A 21,745-nucleotide genomic window follows, 5' to 3' on the forward strand; every position below is an offset into this window, starting at 1 on the left:
TAGAGTTGAGTATTAATTCATATCCCATATAGGATAGTTGGTGGTTTTAATTGTTTATCTTTGTAACTAATTAGAATGGTTTGTTTATATGAAATGTTTATTTCTGTCTTATAAGGAGCGATGAAAACTAGGGAGAGTAAGGAAAATCTTGATACATGCAAAACGATGGGGCTTCCGATTAGATCAGAGGCTCCATCGTTTATCATAAAAATATTGGGTTTTTATTGGGCACCATTTCCTTGCGCGTTTGGCATTCTGAAGTCGGGTTTTACCTCTGTTATTTTCTTGGTTAGATAGTTTAGTAGCACGCCATATAGGGGAATAAACAAACCAAGGCTGATGATGAGTTTAAAGCCAAAATCCGCCAGTGCAATTGCTTGCCAATGTTGCGCCATAAATGGATCTGGGCTTTGGTAAAAGGCGATACCGAAGAACGCCAATGTGTCCAAGCCATTACCAAATAAAGTCGATGCCGCAGGTGCAATCCACCACTGCTTAAGTTGGCGTAAGCGATTAAATACTTGAATATCAAGTACTTGACCAAGTAGATAAGCCATCAAGCTAGCAATAGCAATTCGTCCGACAAATGTATTTAGTGATGACAAAGCCCCGAAGCCTTGAAACTCGCCTTGAGCAAACACAACTGACAATACGTAAGAAACGATTAGCGATGGAATCATGACTAAGAAGATGATTTTTCTAGCTAATGCCGCGCCGAAGATTCTTACTGTGAGGTCTGTTGCTAAAAAGATAAAAGGGAAAGTGAACGCACCCCAAGTGGTGTGGAACCCTGATACCGTGAAGGGAATCTGAACTAGATAATTGCTAGAAGCAATGATTAGTAGGTGGAACATCGCAAGGTAGCACAGTGCCTTGCCTTTTTGCGCAGATGTAAAAGTACTCATATTGTGACCTTTTTCGTTTGATTGGGGTGAGGGAACCCAAGTTTAAAATTTAATGACGCTTTGCTTTGACATCTGACCGTAAGGTCAAATGCGGAGCGGAATTATACATGATTCATTTGGTTAAAAAAGCACCAAATGTAATAAATCGCATTTGATCAGCTGAAAGTTCGTGGAAAAAAACAATTACCGTGTCTTTTAGTGTATTAACCCTTTGTATGGTTTCAATTCTTTGACTTTAGTGGATAGCCAATACGTGAGATCCAGTTGTGGTAGCACCAGCCAAACAGAATAATAAGCAAGCATCCAGATAGAACCGGTGAGAGTAAAAAACCCCATGACACTTTCAGTGATAGTACTAAAAGAGGGTTCGCGCCTGCCGGAGGATGAAGTGTATTGGTTAACATCATCAAGGAAACGCCGACTCCAACACTTATTGCCATGGTTAATGGGGTTACATCCCAGAATTGTAATGCGATTAATCCTATTGTGGTTGTTAATAAATAACCGCCCAGAATATTTTTGGGTTGAGCTAAAGGGCTTTTAGGTAGGGCGAACAGGATAACCATAGTTGCGCCAAAAGGCGCCATCATACCAAGATACTCTGGTGCAAGCTGAGCGCCTTGGGCAATCATAAAGATACACAGTGTTGCTCCAATCCCCGCTAGGCAAATAGTAAAGAATCTCGATTGATAAAATGAAGTGAAAAAGTTGGATAGCATGAACGGATTCCTCTTGAACGTTGTTTATCGTCGGTAAATACAGGTAGACCGATTTGTCTCTCTAATGGTAGACAAGTCTGTTCACTCATGTCAATATTCTTTTTCGACTAGGGAGAAGTGAAGTGACTAAACCTGACTTATTAATACACGCCGCGTTTAAGCTTTTTTATCAACATGGCATTCATGCTGTGGGAATAAATCTGATTTTGTCGGAAACCGGTGTGGCAAAAAAAACGCTCTATCATCACTTTAGTAGTAAAGATGATTTGGTTGAAGCTGTGCTGATTTACCGAGACCAGATCTTTATGGATTGGCTAACATCCAGAATGATGGCGGCTGGGGAAGGAAAAACCGCTGTTTTAGCCTTGTTTGATGCGCTTGATGATTGGTTTCATGACAAAATTGAGGTGTTATCGCCATTTAAAGGCTGCTTTTTCGTAAAAGCCAACGGGGAGTTTTCTGATCATGTGGTTAATGAAATATGTCAGCGTCATAAGCAAAATATTACGTCTTTTATTCAAGCGAATCTTGTGGGTTCTACAGGTAAGTTGGCTCCAGCTGATTTGGCACAGAGTATAAGTGTGCTTAAGGAAGGAGCGATTGCACAGGCGTATGTAGCGGGTGACCTAGATGCTGCTAAGAGAGCAAAAGCAATGGCTGTTGCTCTCTTAGGTTAATCTAAAAAATCTGTACCTAAATTGCTAATTAATCTTCGTCGTCTGAACTGTTAATACGAGCTAAACGGTCTTGTTCTTCTTCGAAGGCTTCTTTGATTTCTTGTAGTACGGAATCGACATCGGCTTCTTCTGTTGGCTCTTCGAATAGACCTGTCAGTTCGGTGTGCGGCGTTAATTTACCGGCTTCAAATAACGCCCAGATTTCTTTGGCGTATTTGGTCTCAAGAAGTTCTGGCGCGAACATGCCGTAATAATTGCGCATATTATTTACGTCACGTTCTAGCATCCATTCGGCATTATTATTTGCTGCTGCATCAACGGCCTGAGGAAGATCTATAATCACAGGGCCGTGAGAATCAACCAATACGTTAAATTCAGATAAATCACCGTGGATCAAACCAGCACACAACATGCGGACAATATCTTTGATGATAGTATCGTGATCTCGTTTGGCTTGCTCTTCTGTCAGTACTACATCATTGAGGCGTGGTGCTACTTCACCGCTATCATCGGTAACGAGCTCCATCAATAAAACGCCATCAAAGCATCCATAAGGAGTTGGAGCGCGAACACCAGCAGCCGCTAATCGATACAAGGCATCGACTTCAGCGTTTTGCCAAAGGTTCTCTTGCTCATCTCGGCCAAATTTAGAGCCCTTTTCCATAGCTCTAGAACGACGGCTATTGCGGACTTTTCTGCCTTCGCGATATTGCACAGCCTGTTTAAAGCTGCGTTTACCGGCTTCTTTATATACTTTTGCGCAACGGATCTCTGATCCACAGCGTACTACGTAGACAGTCGCTTCTTTTCCGCTCATTAATTGTCGAAGTACTTCGTCTACTAAGCCATCTTCGATGAGTGGTTGTATTCTTTTAGGGATTTTCATGCGGCTCGTTATACAGTGATTAGATGACAAATGAAACTACCAGAAATAGAAAATAGACTTTATCGCTGGTATAGCGGAATCATTTCTACCTTGCAATTAACAAGGCTATTCGTTGGAATCTCGCTTTTTATATTCATTCCTTACTAAATACTCAACCATCTCGTTGATTTTCATGTTTTTTTCTTCAGCCAGTGCATTTAGCTTTTGCTTGGTGTTGAGCGTCATGCTGATGCTGTAAGGTTTTCTACCACTCGATTTTTCACGAAATTTTTTCTGACTCCAAGCCTTTTTCATTTTATCAATGATTAATGCTTTACGGTCTACGTTATCAGATAAATCGATAGTAGCAATAACTGCAGCTTTTTTTTCTGCTTCTGTGGTCGGTATCCAAGCCTGTTTTAGAGGTCTTTGAGTAATATTTTGCAGATAAGACCAAGCCCAGACCCATTGTGATGGATTATTTCCTTCAAGCCAATTGACGATCGTTTCATTAAAACGAATTTCCTGCCATTTCGCTTTCAGTTCTTCGAGTAGGTCTTGCTGTTGTTGTGTATCTGCTTCGCCATGATAAAAAGCATCCAAGATATCCATGTGTCTATCAGCAGCATTGCTTCTTTCGGTATTGAACGCTTTTCCTGAAAGCAATAAGAATGGGTTTTCTTTCGTTGGATCTTGTTCTGATTCGGTTTCTGACTTTTTTGTAGTGCTTTTTAAGTAACACCATGCCCAATTGCATAATCTTTCGTCTTTTTTATCTATCCAGCGGAAATAATTGGAAGGGAGTTGGCTTGCTTTAAACGCAGTACGCATTTGAGTTGCAAAGTTCTGCGGCGCTCTTTTTTTGTTGATTAGATTTTCTAATTCTTCATTCAGCTTTTTTATACGCTCAGCTTGCGAATTACCGCGTAAATTTTTCAAAGATGCGCTTCGAATATTTTTGAGTAAATAGTCATTATAAAAAGTGCACTCTCTTTCAGACGAAGCATCAAGAAAATCAATATTATCTCTAATCATAGCTTTTTATTCCTTTTTGATTTTTTCTTATTCTAAAATGCTATCTATTACTGTGTAGTATGTTTCGTAAATCTTACGTGTATTTGTGTAACCTTACAATAATTTTACAGTGTATTTATTGATATTATAATGATCTCTTAGTCTTTTTTTGATATTAAAATTCAATGGGTTTTTACAAAAACGAGAGCTGTTCTCTATAGGAAGTATGTTTAAGGAGATGGATAGAGGGCTTGAGGTTTTAACTGTGTTTTTCGATAACTAATGTTAAGTGGATCTCTTTTAGTTGAGTTGGATGGAGTTATTAGAAAAGGAGGACGGAGCTAAAAATGGGCTGAACTGGAAATAGTAATGGAATAATAGCTTTATATATCAAGATGTTTTTGTGCGTAGAGCGATTCTTATGTTTGCTAGAAAGATAATGTTTTTTACTAGATGGAGGTGGGTAGGTGGAAGATATTTAGTGAGAAAAATAGGAGCTAAGTGTTACTCGTGCGAATGGTATTGCGCCCAGATTGTTTAGCTATATAAAGGTGGCTATCAGCGATTTTGAATACAGCCTCTTTTGAAGAAGCTTCATATGAGTATCCAATGCCAATGCTTACCGTAATGTTGGATATGTTGTCGATGACGAGGTTACTGACTGCTGTTCTTAAGTTTTCAGCTAGGGTCATTACTTGCTTTGGCGTTCTATTCAAAGTAAGGACAATAAATTCTTCGCCCCCCCAGCGACCCAGAACATCGTTAGGATGAACTGTTCGGCTGAGTTTACCTGCTATGCTGCTAAGTACTTTATCTCCCGCCAAGTGACCATTTATATCATTGACCTGTTTAAAATGATCAATGTCGATTATTAGAATTGCGTAATTCTTCTTTTGCTCTGTTGAATCTAGATTAAGCTCGTTAAAAACTTTTTCAATTCCTCGTCGATTTAGTACTCGAGTGAGTAGATCGACATAAGCATAGTTTTTGAGTGTGTCTGCTCGTTCTATGACTTGGTCGGTTTTGACTCTGAGTTTAATCACTGTCCATAGCAAGAAAATGTAAATAAGGTGTGCAATGGCAATATTTAAGACAACCCCCATTGTGTCTGCCATTGTGTGGTATTGGATGATCGCTATGTAATGGCCAATGATGGTTACAACAAAGACGATGATGGTTGTGGGGGCGGCTTTTTTGACTTCGAGAAAGAGATAAGCAATGACATAATTTAATCCCAACCACTGCGCCGCGTTTGAAAACAAGCCATTAGCAGCCATGTGATGCCAAATACTTGAGCTAATTAGATAACCGGCAACGATAAAGTAGACAAAAAAATGTAGGCTTTGATGATTGATTTTAGTGGTGATACTAAGGATAAAAACAAGGCTAAAAGCACCTATGCAAATAGGGTAAGCTGCAGCGTCAAAGGACACAATAATTCCGCTTGAAGCATCAATTGTCCATATTGCACTAAAGCCTAAAATAGCGACAACAAGCATTCTTCGAAACAATGTTGGAGACATTGATGAAGTGTTAAGTTGCCTATTTGACGTGCTTTGGAGTTTCATTGCACAAGTAAACTCTGCATATATAGGCCTTATATTTCATATTAAAACCGACGCGCTAACAAGTATTTGATAGCTCTTTTCTTGTTAACGCAGCCTATACTAAACGACAAACCTATTTAATTCATTTTTCAACGACAAGCTTGAATTTTGAAGACGATCTGCTGCTTCGGCAATTTCCTCTGTGCTGTTCCTGTTAAAGATAGCTTGGCTTTCCACATTAGACATTAGTGATAGCACCTGGTGAATATCTCTTAAGACATTAGTTACATTCCCAGAGGTGAATTGCATTTTTTGACGAGTGTCAGACATGGTTGTTGAACTCTCTGTAATGCTGTTTAGCGCCTGAGAAGATTCCTCTAGTAGCTGATTAAACTGGCTTTCGCTGTTTTTCATTTTGTCAGCAACCTTGCTTATCGCTGAGATGATACTGCCAATGGCGATACCAGTATCATTCAAACTGCTTTGAGTGCGGATAGCAAGTTGGCGAACTTCGTCAGCAACAACCGCAAACCCTCGTCCTTCCTCTCCTGCACGTGCCGCTTCAATTGCGGCATTTAGTGCTAATAGGTTGGTTTGGTCTGCTATACCACTGATAGAGGAGAGGATTTTATTAACTTCTTCTGCTTTATGCGAAAGTAAGTTTAATTCGTCAGAAAGTTGTGATTGAGACAATGCTGTTTCATTGATGATTTCGGTTACTTTACCGAAAGCATGCTGCCCTCTTTCTAAGGAAGTAGTTGCACTCTGAGTATCTTTTACCGCCGTTGTTAAATCAGAGTCTGATACTTCTAATAACTGACTAGTCGATACCGCATGCTGGCGGGCTTCATCGACCGCTGATGCAATTTTTTGTGCTGCTAAACGGATTTCTTTACTGCTACCTTGAAGTTGGGAAGATACTGTGGAGTTTTCAATAGCCGAATTAGTTGATGCTGATAGCGTTGATTGAAGCTCTGAAATTAAATGGTTGAAGTCTTCTAGTAATAGACCAATTTCATCTGAATTGGTTTTGGAGCGTAAGGTCAGATTACGTGTTGTCGCAATAGTGCGCATTAGTACTTGAGCTTCGGCGAGAGGCTTCAATATATGAGAAACAAGCCAATAAATAATGGTCGAGGAGATAATGAATATTATAAAGCCGATTATGCTAGATATTATTAAGGTTTTTTGTAATTCCGCTTGTATCCTAGATAGCAGTATATCTGCGCCAGCTACAAATTTTTGACCGTTCTTTGTTGTATAAGGAATAAATATAGATCTGAATGTTCCCCACTCATCTGTATATTCGTCGAATATTGGCTGTGTTCCATTTTGAGAGAATGCCTTTAGTAGCTTGTCACTTGGATCTTCATAGGATGGCAAAGGTGCGGGCAGTTTATTGCTTTCGACTTCTTCTGGATCGGGTGTGTCTAATACAAATACAATATCGTCAGACGTTTTAACCATGGTGTAGATATATTCTACATCTGAGAATTTTAGAACATTGTAGGCTTTTAGTTGTAGAAGGTCTGATTGAGCTACAGTGAAACTACCATGAGAAATTTGGTCGTAAATATCTGCATCAGCTAGTTCTGCCGCGGTATTTGCGGCAAACATGAGGTTACGATCGACCTGATCATATAAGTCTGTTTTGCGAACATCGTAAAGATAAGCTGTATAACAGATACTGGCTAAAGCATTGAGTAGAAGAACTGTTATTAACAGGCGAGACTTAATTGTTGTAAACATGTGATTTCCCTATCGAATACGAAGCTGACAGCTGATTTTTACCTAATAATTATTAGAATAATAACAACGAATTACTTTATTTTGAACGACGTTTTTTATTTGGTTTTTTGTCTTTTGAAGGGTGTATGCCTAGCGCTTTTGCTCTTAATTCTTTTTTAGATGGCTCGCGCTTTTTCTGGGCGTTGTTTACTTTGTTTAGGTCTGGTTCAAAACCTGGTAGCCACTGAGGAACGAATTGCTCACCAACTAGTTTTTCAATGTCTGTTAGTAGATAGCGCTCTTTTTCAGAAACTAGGGTAATGGCAAGGCCTGTTGAACCAGCACGACCAGTTCGGCCGATGCGGTGAATATAGTCTTCTGCGTTGTAAGGTAATTCGTGATTTACGACATATTGTAATTGCTCTATGTCTATACCTCTTGCTGCAACATCAGTTGCTACGAGAGCACGTACTTTGCCTGCTTTAAAATCTGCCAATACGCGATCACGTGCACCTTGGGATTTGTCACCATGGATGGATTGAGTGGCAATACCATCTTTTTCCATTTCTTTGGCTAGCTCGTCAGCGCCTTGTTTGGTACGAGTGAAAATAAGTACTTGTTGCCAGTTTTTAGATCCTATGAGGAACGACAGTAGGGCACTTTTTCGATCTTGATCTACCGCGTAAATCGTTTGCTCGACATGAGTTGCCGTGGTATTTCGGCTGTTCACTTCGATTAATTGTGGGTCTTTTAATAGGGTTTTGCTGAGGGCGAAAATTTCGTCATTGAAGGTGGCGGAGAAAAATAAAGTTTGTCGAGATTCAGGCAGTTTTTTTAATATTCTTTGAATATCAATGATAAAACCCATGTCTAACATGCGGTCTGCTTCATCTAATACTAGGGCTTGTAACTTACTTAAATCAATCAGGTTTTTCATGATGAGTTCAAGTAAGCGGCCTGGGGTTGCAACCAACACATCACAGCCTTGTCTCAATGCATCGAGTTGTACATTTATACTTGCCCCACCATAAGCGACAACCGACTGGATCGGTAGTTTTGCGCTGTATTTAAGGAAGCTAGCATGAACTTGTTGCGCCAATTCTCGAGTAGGCGTGAGTACCAGCACTTGAATGCCTTCAGCAGTATTTGAGTCTTTAGCTCGTAGAATTTGGTGTAACAGAGGTAAAGCAAAAGCAGCCGTTTTCCCTGTACCAGTTTGCGCTCCGGCCATAAGATCTTTTTTCGCCAAGACGGCTGGAATAGCGGCAAGTTGAATGGGGGTTGGTGTTGTATATCCCAGCTCTGTTACTTGCTGAATAATGTCTTGATGAAGTCCTAAAGACGCAAAGCTCATGGATGTCTCGCTTATTTTTAAGGTGCAAATTGAGGGCGCTAGTGTAGCACTTTGCTGACATTTCAGAGTTGTTTTTTGATTTGATTTTAGAAGGTTATTGTTTTTAGAAGACAAAAAAGCAGAACCTCGTGAGTGCTCTGCTTTTTTGTTGATTTGAATATCTGGCGATTACTTAGCGGTACCGTAATCCATAACCAGCTCGTTGTTTTTCTTCCATCTTGCTTGTTCTTCTTCCGTTGCTTTTGGAGAGAAAAAACCTAGCTGAGCATAGATGAGGCCTAGAACGGGAGAAATCCAACATGCGAAGGCTAGAGGGATATAAAGTAGATTCTCGAAATTGCCATCGCCAATACTCAAACCCAATGCACCGATAACGAAAGCACCGCCAGCATTCCAAGGCACAAGAGGAGAAACTAAGGTGCCGCCTTCTTCGATTGCGCGAGAAAGGTTAAGCGTTGAATATTTCATTCCGCGATATACTGGCGCATACATACGACCAGGTAGAGCGATGGATAGGTAAGGGTCGCCTGCGACAAGGTTGGTTGCAACCGATGTTAGTGTGGCTGACGTCTGAACACCTTTGAATGTTGTTACTTTAGTCATGATGGCGCTGATAATGGCTTCTAGACAGCCTGTTCTTTCAAGTGCGCCACCAAAACCGAGTGCGATCAAAATCAAGGATATAGTCCACATCATAGATTGGATGCCGCCGCGATTTAGGAGGCTGTTAATCGCATCAGAGCTTGTGGTGATGGAGTAACCGCTGTTCGCATAAGTTAAAATGTCATGGATGCCTGCGCCTTGTGTAAACACTGCAACAATTGCACCTGCAATAACACCCGCGAATAAAGATGGAATCGGCGGCATGCGTCTAACAGCAAGTACAATAACGACTAAAGCCGGAGCCAGTAACCAAGCAGAGATTTCGAAGTTTCTTTGTAGGGACGATGTGATCGCAGTGATGCGTTCAAAAGAACCATTGTCGTTGTCGATTAAAGTAAAGCCTGCGATTAAATAGATAACCAAAGCAATTAACATCGCTGGGATAGTGGTTGGCATCATGTTTTTGATGTGGGAAAACACATCAGTGCCTGTCACTGCTGGTGCTAAGTTAGTGGTATCGGAAAGAGGTGAAACCTTATCACCGAAGAAGGCACCAGATACAACTGCGCCGGCAGTCCAGTACATTGGAATTTCAAAACCTGCACCAATCCCCATTAGGGCTAGGCCGACTGTGCCGACTGTTCCCCAAGATGTACCCAAAGATAGAGATACAACGGAACAAAGAATCATTGCCGCGGCTAAGAATATTTGTGGTGATAGTAATGTTAGTCCGTAATAAATCAAAGTAGGGACGGTACCGCTGGCAATCCAAACCCCGACCAACATGCCGACTAAAATCAATACGGATACAGAAGGCATAGATACGTGGATTACATGAAAAATTCCTTCTTCAATTTGCTTCCACTTTAAGCCCTGTTTAATACCAACTAACGCTGTAATGGCTAAGCCAATAGCAAGAGGTATATGCGGTGTGAAATCACCAAAATAGAAGATTTGCACGCCGAGTAAAGCAAGAGTGAGTATTACAGGGACAAGAGCAAGCGCAAGGCTTGGCTTCTGTGTCTCTGATTGTTGTGTGCTGACAGCCATATGTTGTTCCTTTTTTCTTTTTTATTGAGTTCGGATAAAGGAAATTGACATGGTGAAATGTCATATTCCATTTTTCTTAATTAATGTTGTAGCAGGAAGGGATAATTAATTCACAAACAAGTCGTAATACTTTGTATGAACAATGTGAAATAGAAATAGCGAAAAATTCCTTGTTAAATCCGTATTTGATTAGGGAGCATTAAATATCACGAGTATTTTTTTAATGACTTGATGACAAAAAATATGGCGAGAAACCTTATTTAAAAACCATATCGAATGAGATACTCATATCTATTGCTCTATTACTGTGCATGATAAATCGGTCAGTTAATCCTAAATAAGGTAGAAAGAATCATCAATGATGACGTATTGATCAAGGGATAAACGAAACTGCACCAAGACTGAGCTGAGCAAAAAAAATGCTGTGTTTTGTGGCTTTGTTATCACTTCTTAGAAAAAGCGAATATCAGCATATATTTGCTCTGTGATAGCTTTCGTTACGAAATGGTTTTATTTAATGATAGGATTGAAATTAATATTAACAGCTGTTTACATAGTGCAGATCTATTTACATTTCGTTGATATTTTTTAGAAATATTATGCTCTTATCTTTTCTTGGCTTAATTGTTATAGTTCATTGAACAGGTCATGAGATGGCTTGTTTAATATTAAAAATAACGATAATAAAATGATCATGAAACACTTGATTTAACTTTTACCTTTTGTAGTACTTAGCTATGTTAATGTCAGACATTAAAATTCTCGTGGTTGACGATTCTAGCGTAATCAGAGAAACACTCGAAAGCTACTTTGCAGAAGAAGGCTATACAGTCTCAGGGGCTGATACTGCTGAAGCCGCTGAACAGTTATTGAGTGAGCAAGAATTCGACCTTATTCTTCTAGACATTCGTTTACCTGGTAAAGATGGATTGACTCTGACCCGCGAATTACGGAGCCGTTCAGAAGTCGGAATTATTTTAGTAACAGGTAAACAGGACGATATTGACCGCATCATAGGGCTAGAGTGTGGAGCCGATGAGTACGTTTGCAAACCTTTTAATGCACGAGAAGTCTTGGCTCGTGGTAAAAACCTCATTCGCCGCGTTAGGAATCAGAGAGAGCTTGCTAAAAAACCAATAGAAGAACCCGTTTTTCGTTCGATTGGGACATGGCAATTAGATACATCACGCCGTATTTTGCTTAAGTCTGACCGCAGTGTGAGCCAATTAACCGAAGGTGAATTTCAGCTTTTGTTAGCGCTTAAGGCAAATGAGGGGGTTGCCTTAACGCGTGATCAACTTATGGACCGAATCAAGAATCGCACATGGAACGCTACAGATCGCACTATTGATGTTTTAATAGGCCGAATTCGCCGTAAGTTAAGCGAAGACCCGCATTGCCCACAAATGATTATTACCGTTCATGGTGTTGGCTACCTCCTTAGTAATAACCCTCAAGACGATTTGTAATGCGAGCGGTGATAAGGCGATTATTTGTGGTGAATGTTAGGAAAAAAAACGTTCACCGCGCAACACTCTATTATAGGTTTGAAACGTACAGCAGAGCTCTTTGGTTATGTTTCATCTGGTTTAGTATGTTGTTTTCTTGGAATGCTTTAGCAGAAAATAGTGCCTCGGCAGAAAAGGCGCTGTCGTTAAATGGCTTATCTGGATTAACAATAAAAGTGTGTGGGAACAGTGCTTATCCACCGGTTTCATGGCTGAATGCCGATGAAAAAATTGATGGCGTTAACGTTGCTGTTATTAGAATGTTATTAGAGCCACTTGGTGTGACGGTTGATGCTCGTCAAAATAGCAATTGGCGGCGTTGCCTCAAAGAAGTTGAGTTAGGCAACGTTGATATGCTGTCAGGGTTCAAAACCACAAAACGCCAACAGTTTCTTACCTACCTAGACGCTCCAGTCATTCGAGAGTCGATTTACCTTTATTATCCTATTGAGCATCCACTGGTATTTAAAGATTGGAAAGCCTTGTCTGGCTTGCGCGTTGGATTGTTAATGGGCGACAGTTTTGGAAATGAAGTGGATGCTGCTCTACATGAATATCCAAACTTAGAGCTTGTCTCCACTCAGGATCAAAATCTATTAAAGCTGGCTGATAATCGCTTAGACGTTGTGCCAATGGGAAAATTGTCAGGTCAATTGGATGTTCATCGACTCGGTCTAGAAGGAAAAATAGGTCATACAAAAACGGATGTTAGCGACTTTTGGTACCTTGCTATTTCCAAAAGGTCTCCTTTAGTAAACTGGCTACCGTTTTTAAATCAGCGCTTAGATAAGTTACTAAAAGAGCCGGATACAGTGTCTGAATTGGTGGAACGCTATCGCCAAATTTACAATACTGATCTTGGTTTAAGTGGGGAGTTTGACTACTAGTTATGCGCCAATTAATAAAGTTTGCATTAATCCCTAATCTATTACGCTATAAGAAAATGCACCCGCTGGCATACCGTATTTTTATCAAACTTTTGTCATTAAGTTTGTTGCTGGCACTTATCTCGACGAGCGTTCAAGTATTCAACGAATATCGACGTGAGCGTGCTTCGATGCAGCAGCAAACTGATTATATTACTTCATCGCATATTGAAGGTGTGCGCAAAGGTTTGTGGGATCTTGATAGCGAACAATTAGAATTGCAGCTAAAAGGCATTATGAACTTCTCCAATGTGAATGCGGTTACCTTGCATTCTGCGGATTGGCAAGATGACATCATAGTCGGAGATAAAGACTCGATTGTGAACAACAATAATGGTACCACTTTGCCTATTTACTACATTGACCGAGATGGCAAGCAGACGCAGCGCATGCTTGGCGAGTTAACGGTATATCATGATATGGCGGCTATTCAGTCAAAATTGCTGCGATCTGCTATCGAAATTGCGCTTTTTCAAAGTCTTCTTGTGTTAATTAATGGGGTTTTGTTGCTGCTTATTGTGCATTTTATGGTAACGCGGCATTTGGAATACATGGCCAGTTATACCCGCTCTATCGGTGCTGGAAATCTCAAAAAAAAGCTTATATTGCCGCATAAAACACCGCGCTCAGAAAGTGATGAAATCGATTCTGTAGTGAATGCGATGAATGACATGCGGGAAGCAATTTTAGCGGATATCAAACAAAAAGATGTGATCGAAGCTGAATTACGTTATCACCGAGATCAGCTGCAAGAGCAAGTTAGCCGCCGGACTCGACGATTACAAGACGCTAAAGAGACGGCTGAAAAAGCGAACTTAGCCAAGAGTCAGTTTTTGGCCACCATGAGCCACGAAATCAAAACGCCGTTGAATGGTATTTTGGGTATGGTGGAACTACTACAGAGCCAGCCTCAATCTTCTCAGAGTCACGAGAAGCTTTCCGCGATTTACCAGTCTGGGGAGGCACTATTAGAAATTCTCAACGGTCTATTGGACTACGCTCGTCTAGAAGAAGGTATGTATAGTCCGGAGATTCTGCCGTTTTCAATTAGCGAGCTAGTAAATTCCACGAGCTTGCTGTTTTTGGCTCAAGCCCAGCAACAGAATACGCAGCTGAATGTACAAATTAGCGATCAATTACAGGATCGCTACCAGGGAGCCGTTGGTGCGCTACGGCAAATCTTATCGAACCTTGTGTCCAATGCCATTAAGTTTACTCGTGATGGCTCTGTAACCATTTCTGTGATGCCTGCGGAGGAGAATCCTGAGCAATCTAGTGGTGTACTTATTGAAGTAGAAGATACGGGAATGGGCATTCCTGATCGTTATCTTTCGCATATATTTGAGCGCTTTAGCCAAGCTGATGAAAGTGTCACACGACAATTTGGCGGTACAGGATTGGGGTTGGCCATTACGGCCCAATTGGTGAGGTTACTCGAAGGTGAAATGGGTGTAGAAAGTGAGGAAGGCCGTGGCAGTGTCTTCTGGTTCTATGTGCCATTAATTGCGATAGATAAAGCCGATATCGCGTCGGTCGAGGCTATTGAACCGCCTCGGAAACTAGCGCCTATGTCGATTTTACTGGTTGAAGATACGCCAATTAATCAAGCCGTTACTACGGAACTATTGGAGCAGGATGGACATCAAGTGACACTCGCTGTGGATGGCCAAGAAGCGCTTTATAAAGCAAACAACAGTCACTTCGATTTGATTCTGATGGATATTCATTTACCCTCGTTAAGTGGCTTAGATGTTGCGGATCAAATACGCAATGGTGGCCAGATAAATGCTCAAACGCCTATCGTAGCGCTTACTGCCAATGTTCTGCCAAGCAATGTGAAACAATGTCATGATATTGGTATCCGAGCCGTTATTCCTAAGCCCTTTAAGCGTGAATTACTCTATCAGGTAATGGGGGAGCAGCTAAACCTCAATAGCCAGATAGCACTAGATCAGCAAGCGAGTAGCGGCTTGTTAAACATCAGTCTTATTTACTCTCATCTAACGGCGTTGGGTAAGCAGCGTTTACAAAAATTGGTGTCGCTGTTTTCGTCGGCGATAGAGCGAGGTTTGGATGAGTTGACTGAAATGAATGCGCAAAAAGATTTGTACGAGTTGGCAGACATTACTCACCGTTTAGCAGGTGATTCTGATGCTGTCGGTGCACAAACCTTAGCAGCGGCTTTCCGCGAATTAGAAAACCACTGTAATGACAGCACCAAGATGGATTTTAGTGTTGAAATAAACGCATTGAGACCACTTTATGAAGAGACGTTAGATTTATTGTTAAACGCCGTTCATGGCCATTAAAATCGGTCGACTTGCAATGCCTTCATTGGGATTCGCGTTGGACGCATTTCTATTTTTTCCAGTAAGAGCTCTGCACTTATCGCTGCCTGTGTAATCCCCAAATGCTGATGACCAAAAGCAAAAGATAAACGAGAATAAAGAGGGTGCTGGTCAATTACCGGTAAGGAGTCTGGCAAAGAAGGCCGATGCCCCATCCATTCGCTCGACTGAAGGTTAGGGTTATCGAATAGCTTAGGTAGCAAGCCTTTGGTGTGTTCGCGTAAAACCTGATAACGCTTTTTGATTGGTGGTAAATCCAACCCTCCGATTTCGCTCATACCTACCGCGCGCAGCCCCGCTCCTAAAGGCGACAAAACTAACTTTCGGTCTGCCGATAAAATAGTGTGATGTATGCGTGTTTTATCGTTGGGGAAAGTTACGTGATAACCACGTTCAGCTTCCAATGGCACATGAATTCCGACCTGTTCTAGCAACGTTTTACTCCAAGCACCAGCGCAAATGGAAACGCGATCAAACGTCTCTGTTTGTTGTGTCGTTCCTAACCTAATGCTGTCTTCATAAGGTTGAATGGCGTTCACTCTGGCGCTGATAAAGCTTCCTCCACGTTTTATAAATGCATCGAATAATGCTTTGCAAACATCATAAGGGTCCGACAACCGATGAATTTCTGGGAAGAAAACCGCATGGCTGAGCGTTTGGGATAGTTCAGGCTCTAACAAGGCTAACTTGTTCCCATAGACTAATTCACAGGAAATGTCGTAGCTGTGCATTTTTTCAATCAATTTTGAGGCTTCATCACGTTTATCGGGATTTTCCCAAACAACCAAATGCCCACCTTTGATGAGAAGAGCTTCCGCGCCGATGTCGGTTAAGGTGCGTTTCCAAGCGCCAACGGATTCTTTATTTAGCTGGTGTATCATCTCTGTTCCGCGTTGCGCCTGATCTGGTTGAGCAGCTTTAATGAAACGCCAATACCAAGGTGCAGCTTTTGTTATATAGCGTATTGGTGTACAGATTGGTCCTTTTGGATTTAACCAAAGCTTGGGAGCAGATCTAAGTACCTCTGGTGTTCCCAGTGGGTCGATGATCTCTGTAGCTAAATACCCAGCATTGCCTGAGGACGTAGATTTACCCGGAGCCTTATCGTCAATCAATGTGACTTTATGGCCTCGCCTTTGAGCTTCTAGTGCCACACATAAACCGACGACACCCGCACCTACGACAGCAAAGCTGCTTGTGGTCTCTGGTTTTTTATTGTCCAGCGTAGGTGATTGGGTGTTGTTTTCCATTGATTTTCTCCAAAAAAGTGCGTATTTGATGTTGTTAAGTCGATTGATTTTTGACTAAAAAATGTTATGAGTTCTGATACGCCAGAATTGCCGCGGCTAAATCTTCACGGGAATCACCTACAGATTTGAATAAAGTGATGGCTTGATCTGGTTGGCGAAGAGATGTTCTGCCTTGATGAGTGTTGCCACAAAGCTCAGTTAACTCCGCGTGAATGTCGTCAGCCGAGATAGTTCCTTCTCTAATTGGTATGATCAAATCACCTGTTTCGGATAGGGCGCCAGCTCGAGTATCGACAAATATTTCTGCTTTTTGCATAGCTAGGTTATCTACTTCGCGCATGGTTGGAGTGAAGCTACCGACTAAGTCTACATGCACGCCAGGCTTGAGCCATTCGCCTAGAATGATTGGCTCGTTAGCAAGTGTGGCACAGCTGATGATATCTACGGTACCTGCGATTTCTGGAAGTTGCTCTGTGTTACAGACGCGAGCATCAATGCCTTGGTTTTGTAGTTCGGCGACAAACTCTACCGCTGTCGATATAGTTCGGTCCCAAACCCAGACTGTCTCAATAGGACGAACACTACAGTGTGCAGGAACAAGATGATGGCCCATTCTCCCTGCGCCAACCATCAACATAGAACGAGAATTTGGACGAGATAGAAAGCTAGAAGCCAAAGCTGATGCCGCTGCAGTACGTATGGCTGTTATCACATTGCCATCCATTTGTGCCAAGGTTTGTCCTGTGTTGCCGCAACTTAAAGTGTAAAGACTGGTTAATCCTGGTAGGCCTTTTGCGTTATTACTCGGAAACACGCTGACTTGTTTTACGCCTAAATATTTACCTTCAATCCATGCGGGCATCAGTAGCAGGGTGGCTTGGGCTTCGCCTGGTACGTCTATAAAATGGTGGTGACGAACAGGAGACTGAACGTCATCAACAAAAATAGCGCGCAGAGCGTTGATCATTTTTGGCCATGTTAAGCGTTCACGTAAGGTTTCGGCTGAAATTTGCATGTTACGACTCCTATCTATTGAGTGAAGTGTCATCCTAGCAAGTTGGTTATTCCTTTAGTTGTCCAAAACTATGACGATTAATACCAAAGCTATGCAGTGCCATAGGGAGCTGCTATAAATATAGTCGTTATGATATTTAAGGTAAGCTGTAGTGCTATGAACAGTGAAATTCGTCACAATTTGATCTCGACACAGCAAGGTGAGCATCTGCATGATTTTTCTCAAATCCTGATCGGATGGAAAGGAAAAATGACATGTGAATTGCCTCAATCTTCGGGAGCGTTGGGGCGAGGGCATTTTGCGTTAGCACCGAATAACATTCCGCACTTATTTTCTGGGCAGACTAAGGATTGCGAGCTGCTGGTGGTAGATATGCATCGCCAAGATCCTTTAATGACTTACATTGCAGAAAGTTCAGGTTCTTCTCTGGATATTTTATTATCTTCAGCGCCATTTTTTTCCCAGTTACCTGTTGAATTGATTGGCTGTCTTGAATTTACCGCCAAGCAATTACAGCATGCATCTGAACAAGTAAGGCGTCGAGTTAGCACGCAGATGTTGCCTATGGTGCTGCTGCAAGTGACTGATATCGTCAGTGAGCAAGACTGTGCGTGGAGAAGTGTTGCCCATCAACGATTAGACTTAGTGATTCTCAACGGTTTGATTGATAGTAAGCCTGATCAGACTTTTAGTAATGAATGGCTTGCGCATTATTTCAATATGAGTGAAAGCCATTTTTATGTAGTGTGTCAAAAGCAGTTTGGTATGAGTCCACAAAAATATATTTTGACGCGTAAACTGCAACAAGCACATCAACTAATTATGACATCATCGATTTCCATTGCCATGCTTGCGGAAAAATATGGGTTTTCTAATGCTTCTTCGTTCTCGCGAGCTTATCGCAAAATTATAGGTTTTTCGCCAACATACAATCGTAGTAAATAGTTATTGTTTCACTTTATAAAATAGGTCAGCTTATATTTTTTTGTTACAAAAGTGCTCTTATTTTTTGATGGATAATAGTGTCTTATGTGCCAGCTATAATTCATAGGCGCATTTCTTGCTAGTGTAATAAGTGTTCTTGTCAGTTTTTGTTTTAATTATATGGAATCTTGTTGACATGGCTATTAAGTCGCGCTTTTTAATATCGACTACTCTAATTTTGTTGCTCACAGGTTTTTTTTCTTGGCTTTCAATGAGAGTTTTGGCCGAAGATATTATTGTTAGCTGGGTTGAGCGTTATGCCGAGAAACAGGTTCAATATGATAAAGTGCGAACTTTATTACCACTGATTCAAGAAGTGAATTTATCTAAAGAGTTTGCTGAGCTTGAATCGTTAAAAGAGTGGGCTAAACATCCATTTAATGACGCTTTAAAACAGCAAGCGCTTTATGATACAGAAGCATTTCGACATCGCTTTTCGGATAAATCTTACTTCATCGCCTTAAAAGGGAATGAGCACTATTATTATAGTGATGGTAAGGAAGCATCTAATTTTGATCCTTATCGGTATACACTTCACGAATCTAATCCTGATGATGCATGGTTTTACCAAATCATGGCGAAAAAGCTCAATCTACATTTGAATGTAAATCCAGATGTAGAATTAGGGGTTATTAAGCTTTGGAGTGATGTCTTAATTCGTGATGGTGATGACGTTTTGGGAGTGGTGGGGACAGGCTTAGATCTTTCAGGGTTCTTACGTCAAATGGTTGAAAAACAAGATATTTATTCAGCCATTGTTTTTACTAATAATGAAGGCTCTATTCAACTTTATCAGAGAGAAGAATTAATTGATTACTCTTCTTTAACGAAACAATCCGAAGATAAGAGTTTAGTTTTTCAGCTGCTGGATGATGAGCAATCTCGCATGCAGTTAAAGCAAACCTTGGAAATGGCAAAAGAAGCGCCTAATCATGTCAAAACCTCTCCTGTGTATAAAGATGGTGTTCGCCAACTCGCGAGTGTTGTTTACATTCCTGAAATCGATTGGTTTCAAGTGAACTTTATTGATATCAATGCTTTCCTTCCTCTGACAGAGTTTTCAGGGTTGCTAGTCGTGTTTTTCATTAGCCTTGTATGCGCTTTAATCGTGTTCTATCTATTGCTCACATTGATTGTGACAAAGCCATTGTCTGAGTTGGATCTTTCTATTGGGTCATTGGATAAAAAACAGTATCGAGCGCCAAAATTAAACCGTTTTGCTGGCCTAGAAATCAAAAAACTGGTTTCCCATTATCAGAAGATGTCGACATCTCTCTTGGAGTACCAACATGAATTGGAGAATAAAGTTGCGGAGCGAACAGAGGCATTGAGTCGCCTTGCTAAGCTTGATCCTTTGACGGAGCTATATAATCGTCGAGGCTTTGAAGTGCACATGACCGAATATATGCAGCGTTGGCAGAAAAACCACCATTCATTTGGTCTAATTAATGTGGATGTTAATCGTTTTAAGTTAGTTAATGATTTATATGGGCACGCTGCAGGGGATCTAGTATTACAGGAAATTGCTACCTACTTAACCAATGTTGTAGGAGATAAGGGTGAAGTGGCTCGCTGGGGTGGTGATGAGTTTTTGATACTCGTAAAGCAAAATAGTGATCAAGACCTAGTAACTATATCTGAGCAACTACAGAGCGACCGTGAATCACTTGTTATCAAGATTAAGGAGCAAAATATTACGATTCAATTTAGTGTGGGTAATGCATTGGTAGAAGACAATGACACATTAGAAAGCCTATTACACAGAGCGGATAACGCAATGTATGCGGTTAAGTTTAATAATCGCTAATGGCGTTACTCGTATCAATGAGGTTTTGGATAAAAAAATCCCAGCAGGTGATTTTATTCGCCTGCTGGGATTGAGTCTAATAACGACAAGTATTAGGATTTTTCATCCTGCATAACCAAATAGTCTTGGAACAAACAAGACTAAATCTGGAAATACTGTCATTACGACCAGAGCAAATATAAGTACGCCGGTAAAAGGTAAAACACCTTTTATGATATCCGCAAGCGGAATACGTGTTGTGCCATTGATAACAAACAGCAATATACCGTAAGGCGGAGTAATCATGCCTATCATCAGATTCACGAGAGTAATAACACCGAAGTGAACGAGATCAATGCCTAATTCACGGCAAGCTGGTATTAACAGCGGCACTATGACCAATACAACGGTTGCAGTATCAAGCAAGCAGCCTAGCAGCAGAAACAGTATGTTTACGGCGATCAGGAACTGTATCGGAGACAAATCCCAAGCAACTAATGTGCTGGCCACTAATGTTGGGATATTTTCTGTAGACACTAAGTGTGCCAAATGCGCTTGGAATCATTTCCACATTGTCTAAAAAATACAAAGAACAAGGGATCCTTATTGGTGCAGGCACTGTTTTAGATGCTGAAACTGCAAGAGCTGCAATTCTTGCTGGTGCAGAGTTGCTTGTTAGTCCCCATGTCACAGCAAGTATGATTCAAGTCGCTAACCGCTATCAGGCTGTTAGTGTTTGTGGTGCTTATACGCCGACAGAAGTTGTTGTGGCAATGGAAGCTGGTGCAGATATTGTCAAACTGTTCCCCGCCGATATGCTTGGGCCTCAATACGTAAAAACAATCCGAGCTCCATTGCCACAAGCACCTTTAGCGCCAACAGGTGGTGTTACTCCAGAAAATGTTGGTGAGTGGTTGGCTGCTGGTTGTGTATCCGTTGGTGTTGGGAGCTTTATTTCCAAAGCGGCACAAGGCACAGGCGATTACTCTAAAGTTACTGAAGCTGCAAAAGTATTTCTTGCTGCTGTAGCAGAGGCGCGTCAAGTTCAAAAATAAGCAAACTTGAATAGAAATGTAGACTATTTTGTTTTTATAAAAATCTCAGCTGTGTGCTGGGATTTTTTTTTGCGCGAAAAATGATGTGTTAACAATGTTTTGGATGGACGATTTACGTTAGGTGTCAGATCAGTTCGGTAGCTATTGCGTGTTTTTTTATATTTCATAATCATGTAATTAAAAAACATAACGCCATTTTTTTCAGTATTTTTTACTTAATTCGGCTAATTTTAATTATTTTGCATATCTCGTTTTTTTTAAAAAATCATTGCATATCAAATGGTTAAATTTCTATTTTTTAATCTTAAAAAATTAAGTAAAAAATAAGAATAATTCTTGATGTTGTTTTGTTGTAATAAAGTTACCGAAATGTATTATTGGTTACGAAAACACACGTTTTTTGTTAATGCT

18 protein-coding genes are annotated in these 21,745 nt (G+C 40.9%); 7 read left to right on the forward strand and 11 right to left on the reverse strand.

All coding sequences use genetic code 11. The features are described 5' to 3' along the window. Positions 1-221: 221 nt before the first annotated feature. Together CCS02_RS12900 and CCS02_RS12905 are read right to left on the reverse strand one after the other, a co-directional pair. Positions 222-905 (reverse strand): 7-cyano-7-deazaguanine/7-aminomethyl-7-deazaguanine transporter, encoded by a 684-nt coding sequence (locus tag CCS02_RS12900; protein WP_100186324.1) that lies wholly within the window; start codon positions 903-905, stop codon positions 222-224. A gap of 221 nt (positions 906-1,126) precedes the next feature. Further along, positions 1,127-1,624 (reverse strand): HPP family protein, encoded by a 498-nt coding sequence (locus CCS02_RS12905; RefSeq protein WP_100186325.1) that lies wholly within the window; start codon positions 1,622-1,624, stop codon positions 1,127-1,129. 122 nt (positions 1,625-1,746) lie between these two features. Between CCS02_RS12905 and CCS02_RS12910 the strand changes: the two genes are divergently transcribed. Further along, complete coding sequence (locus tag CCS02_RS12910) at positions 1,747-2,301, forward strand: TetR/AcrR family transcriptional regulator (RefSeq protein ID WP_100186326.1); 555 nt, start codon at positions 1,747-1,749, stop codon at positions 2,299-2,301. A 28-nt stretch (positions 2,302-2,329) separates the two neighbouring features. On the opposite strand, the gene CCS02_RS12915 is transcribed toward CCS02_RS12910, so the two are convergent. From CCS02_RS12915 to nhaC, 6 genes are all read right to left on the reverse strand, one after another. Further along, positions 2,330-3,187, reverse strand: a complete 858-nt coding sequence (locus CCS02_RS12915) for a PA4780 family RIO1-like protein kinase (protein ID WP_100186327.1) — start codon at positions 3,185-3,187, stop codon at positions 2,330-2,332. Between the two features lie 105 nt (positions 3,188-3,292). Then, complete coding sequence (locus tag CCS02_RS12920) at positions 3,293-4,201, reverse strand: hypothetical protein (protein WP_072838570.1); 909 nt, start codon at positions 4,199-4,201, stop codon at positions 3,293-3,295. Positions 4,202-4,677: 476 nt separating this feature from the next. Then, positions 4,678-5,703, reverse strand: coding sequence for a GGDEF domain-containing protein (locus CCS02_RS12925; protein ID WP_232728876.1), 1,026 nt, complete (start codon positions 5,701-5,703; stop codon positions 4,678-4,680). Positions 5,704-5,847: 144 nt separating this feature from the next. Continuing rightward, positions 5,848-7,476, reverse strand: a complete 1,629-nt coding sequence (locus CCS02_RS12930) for a methyl-accepting chemotaxis protein (RefSeq protein ID WP_100636782.1) — start codon at positions 7,474-7,476, stop codon at positions 5,848-5,850. A 76-nt stretch (positions 7,477-7,552) separates the two neighbouring features. Next, complete coding sequence (locus tag CCS02_RS12935) at positions 7,553-8,809, reverse strand: DEAD/DEAH box helicase (RefSeq protein WP_100186330.1); 1,257 nt, start codon at positions 8,807-8,809, stop codon at positions 7,553-7,555. Positions 8,810-8,977: 168 nt separating this feature from the next. Then, on the reverse strand, positions 8,978-10,462 hold the full coding sequence (gene nhaC / locus CCS02_RS12940; protein WP_072838566.1) for a Na+/H+ antiporter NhaC: 1,485 nt from the start codon (positions 10,460-10,462) through the stop codon (positions 8,978-8,980). 743 nt (positions 10,463-11,205) lie between these two features. Between nhaC and CCS02_RS12945 the strand changes: the two genes are divergently transcribed. The 3 genes from CCS02_RS12945 (at position 11,206) to CCS02_RS12955 (ending at position 15,205) form a co-directional block, all read left to right on the forward strand. Beyond that, complete coding sequence (locus CCS02_RS12945; RefSeq protein WP_269777502.1) at positions 11,206-11,931, forward strand: response regulator; 726 nt, start codon at positions 11,206-11,208, stop codon at positions 11,929-11,931. 125 nt (positions 11,932-12,056) lie between these two features. Next, entirely contained in the window at positions 12,057-12,857 is an 801-nt protein-coding gene (locus tag CCS02_RS12950) for a substrate-binding periplasmic protein (protein WP_157789871.1), read from the forward strand. A gap of 2 nt (positions 12,858-12,859) precedes the next feature. Further along, positions 12,860-15,205, forward strand: coding sequence for an ATP-binding protein (locus tag CCS02_RS12955; protein ID WP_100636783.1), 2,346 nt, complete (start codon positions 12,860-12,862; stop codon positions 15,203-15,205). On the opposite strand, the gene CCS02_RS12960 is transcribed toward CCS02_RS12955, so the two are convergent. Both CCS02_RS12960 and CCS02_RS12965 read right to left on the reverse strand, forming a co-directional pair. After that, positions 15,202-16,494: an NAD(P)/FAD-dependent oxidoreductase gene (locus CCS02_RS12960; protein WP_100636784.1), complete on the reverse strand. Its 1,293-nt coding sequence runs from the start codon at positions 16,492-16,494 to the stop codon at positions 15,202-15,204. The two genes, CCS02_RS12955 and CCS02_RS12960, sit on opposite strands and share 4 nt — an antisense overlap. A gap of 64 nt (positions 16,495-16,558) precedes the next feature. After that, the gene (locus CCS02_RS12965) at positions 16,559-17,509 is read right to left on the reverse strand and encodes an ornithine cyclodeaminase family protein (protein ID WP_100636785.1); all 951 of its coding nucleotides are present in this window, start codon (positions 17,507-17,509) and stop codon (positions 16,559-16,561) included. Positions 17,510-17,665: 156 nt separating this feature from the next. Between CCS02_RS12965 and CCS02_RS12970 the strand changes: the two genes are divergently transcribed. Next, the gene (locus CCS02_RS12970; RefSeq protein WP_157807997.1) at positions 17,666-18,454 is read left to right on the forward strand and encodes an AraC family transcriptional regulator; all 789 of its coding nucleotides are present in this window, start codon (positions 17,666-17,668) and stop codon (positions 18,452-18,454) included. A gap of 175 nt (positions 18,455-18,629) precedes the next feature. Then, positions 18,630-20,300, forward strand: a complete 1,671-nt coding sequence (locus CCS02_RS12975) for a GGDEF domain-containing protein (RefSeq protein WP_100636787.1) — start codon at positions 18,630-18,632, stop codon at positions 20,298-20,300. A 102-nt stretch (positions 20,301-20,402) separates the two neighbouring features. Here the strand turns inward: CCS02_RS12975 and CCS02_RS12980 are convergent, their stop codons facing one another. Continuing rightward, positions 20,403-20,816, reverse strand: coding sequence for a TRAP transporter large permease subunit (locus tag CCS02_RS12980; protein ID WP_232728877.1), 414 nt, complete (start codon positions 20,814-20,816; stop codon positions 20,403-20,405). A 5-nt stretch (positions 20,817-20,821) separates the two neighbouring features. On the opposite strand from CCS02_RS12980, the gene CCS02_RS12985 reads away from it, so the two are divergent. After that, complete coding sequence (locus CCS02_RS12985) at positions 20,822-21,334, forward strand: bifunctional 4-hydroxy-2-oxoglutarate aldolase/2-dehydro-3-deoxy-phosphogluconate aldolase (RefSeq protein ID WP_232728878.1); 513 nt, start codon at positions 20,822-20,824, stop codon at positions 21,332-21,334. Positions 21,335-21,745 lie beyond the last annotated feature (411 nt).

The organism is Marinomonas sp. ef1 (assembly GCF_002806845.1).
Classification (GTDB): Bacteria; Pseudomonadota; Gammaproteobacteria; order Pseudomonadales; family Marinomonadaceae; genus Marinomonas; species Marinomonas polaris.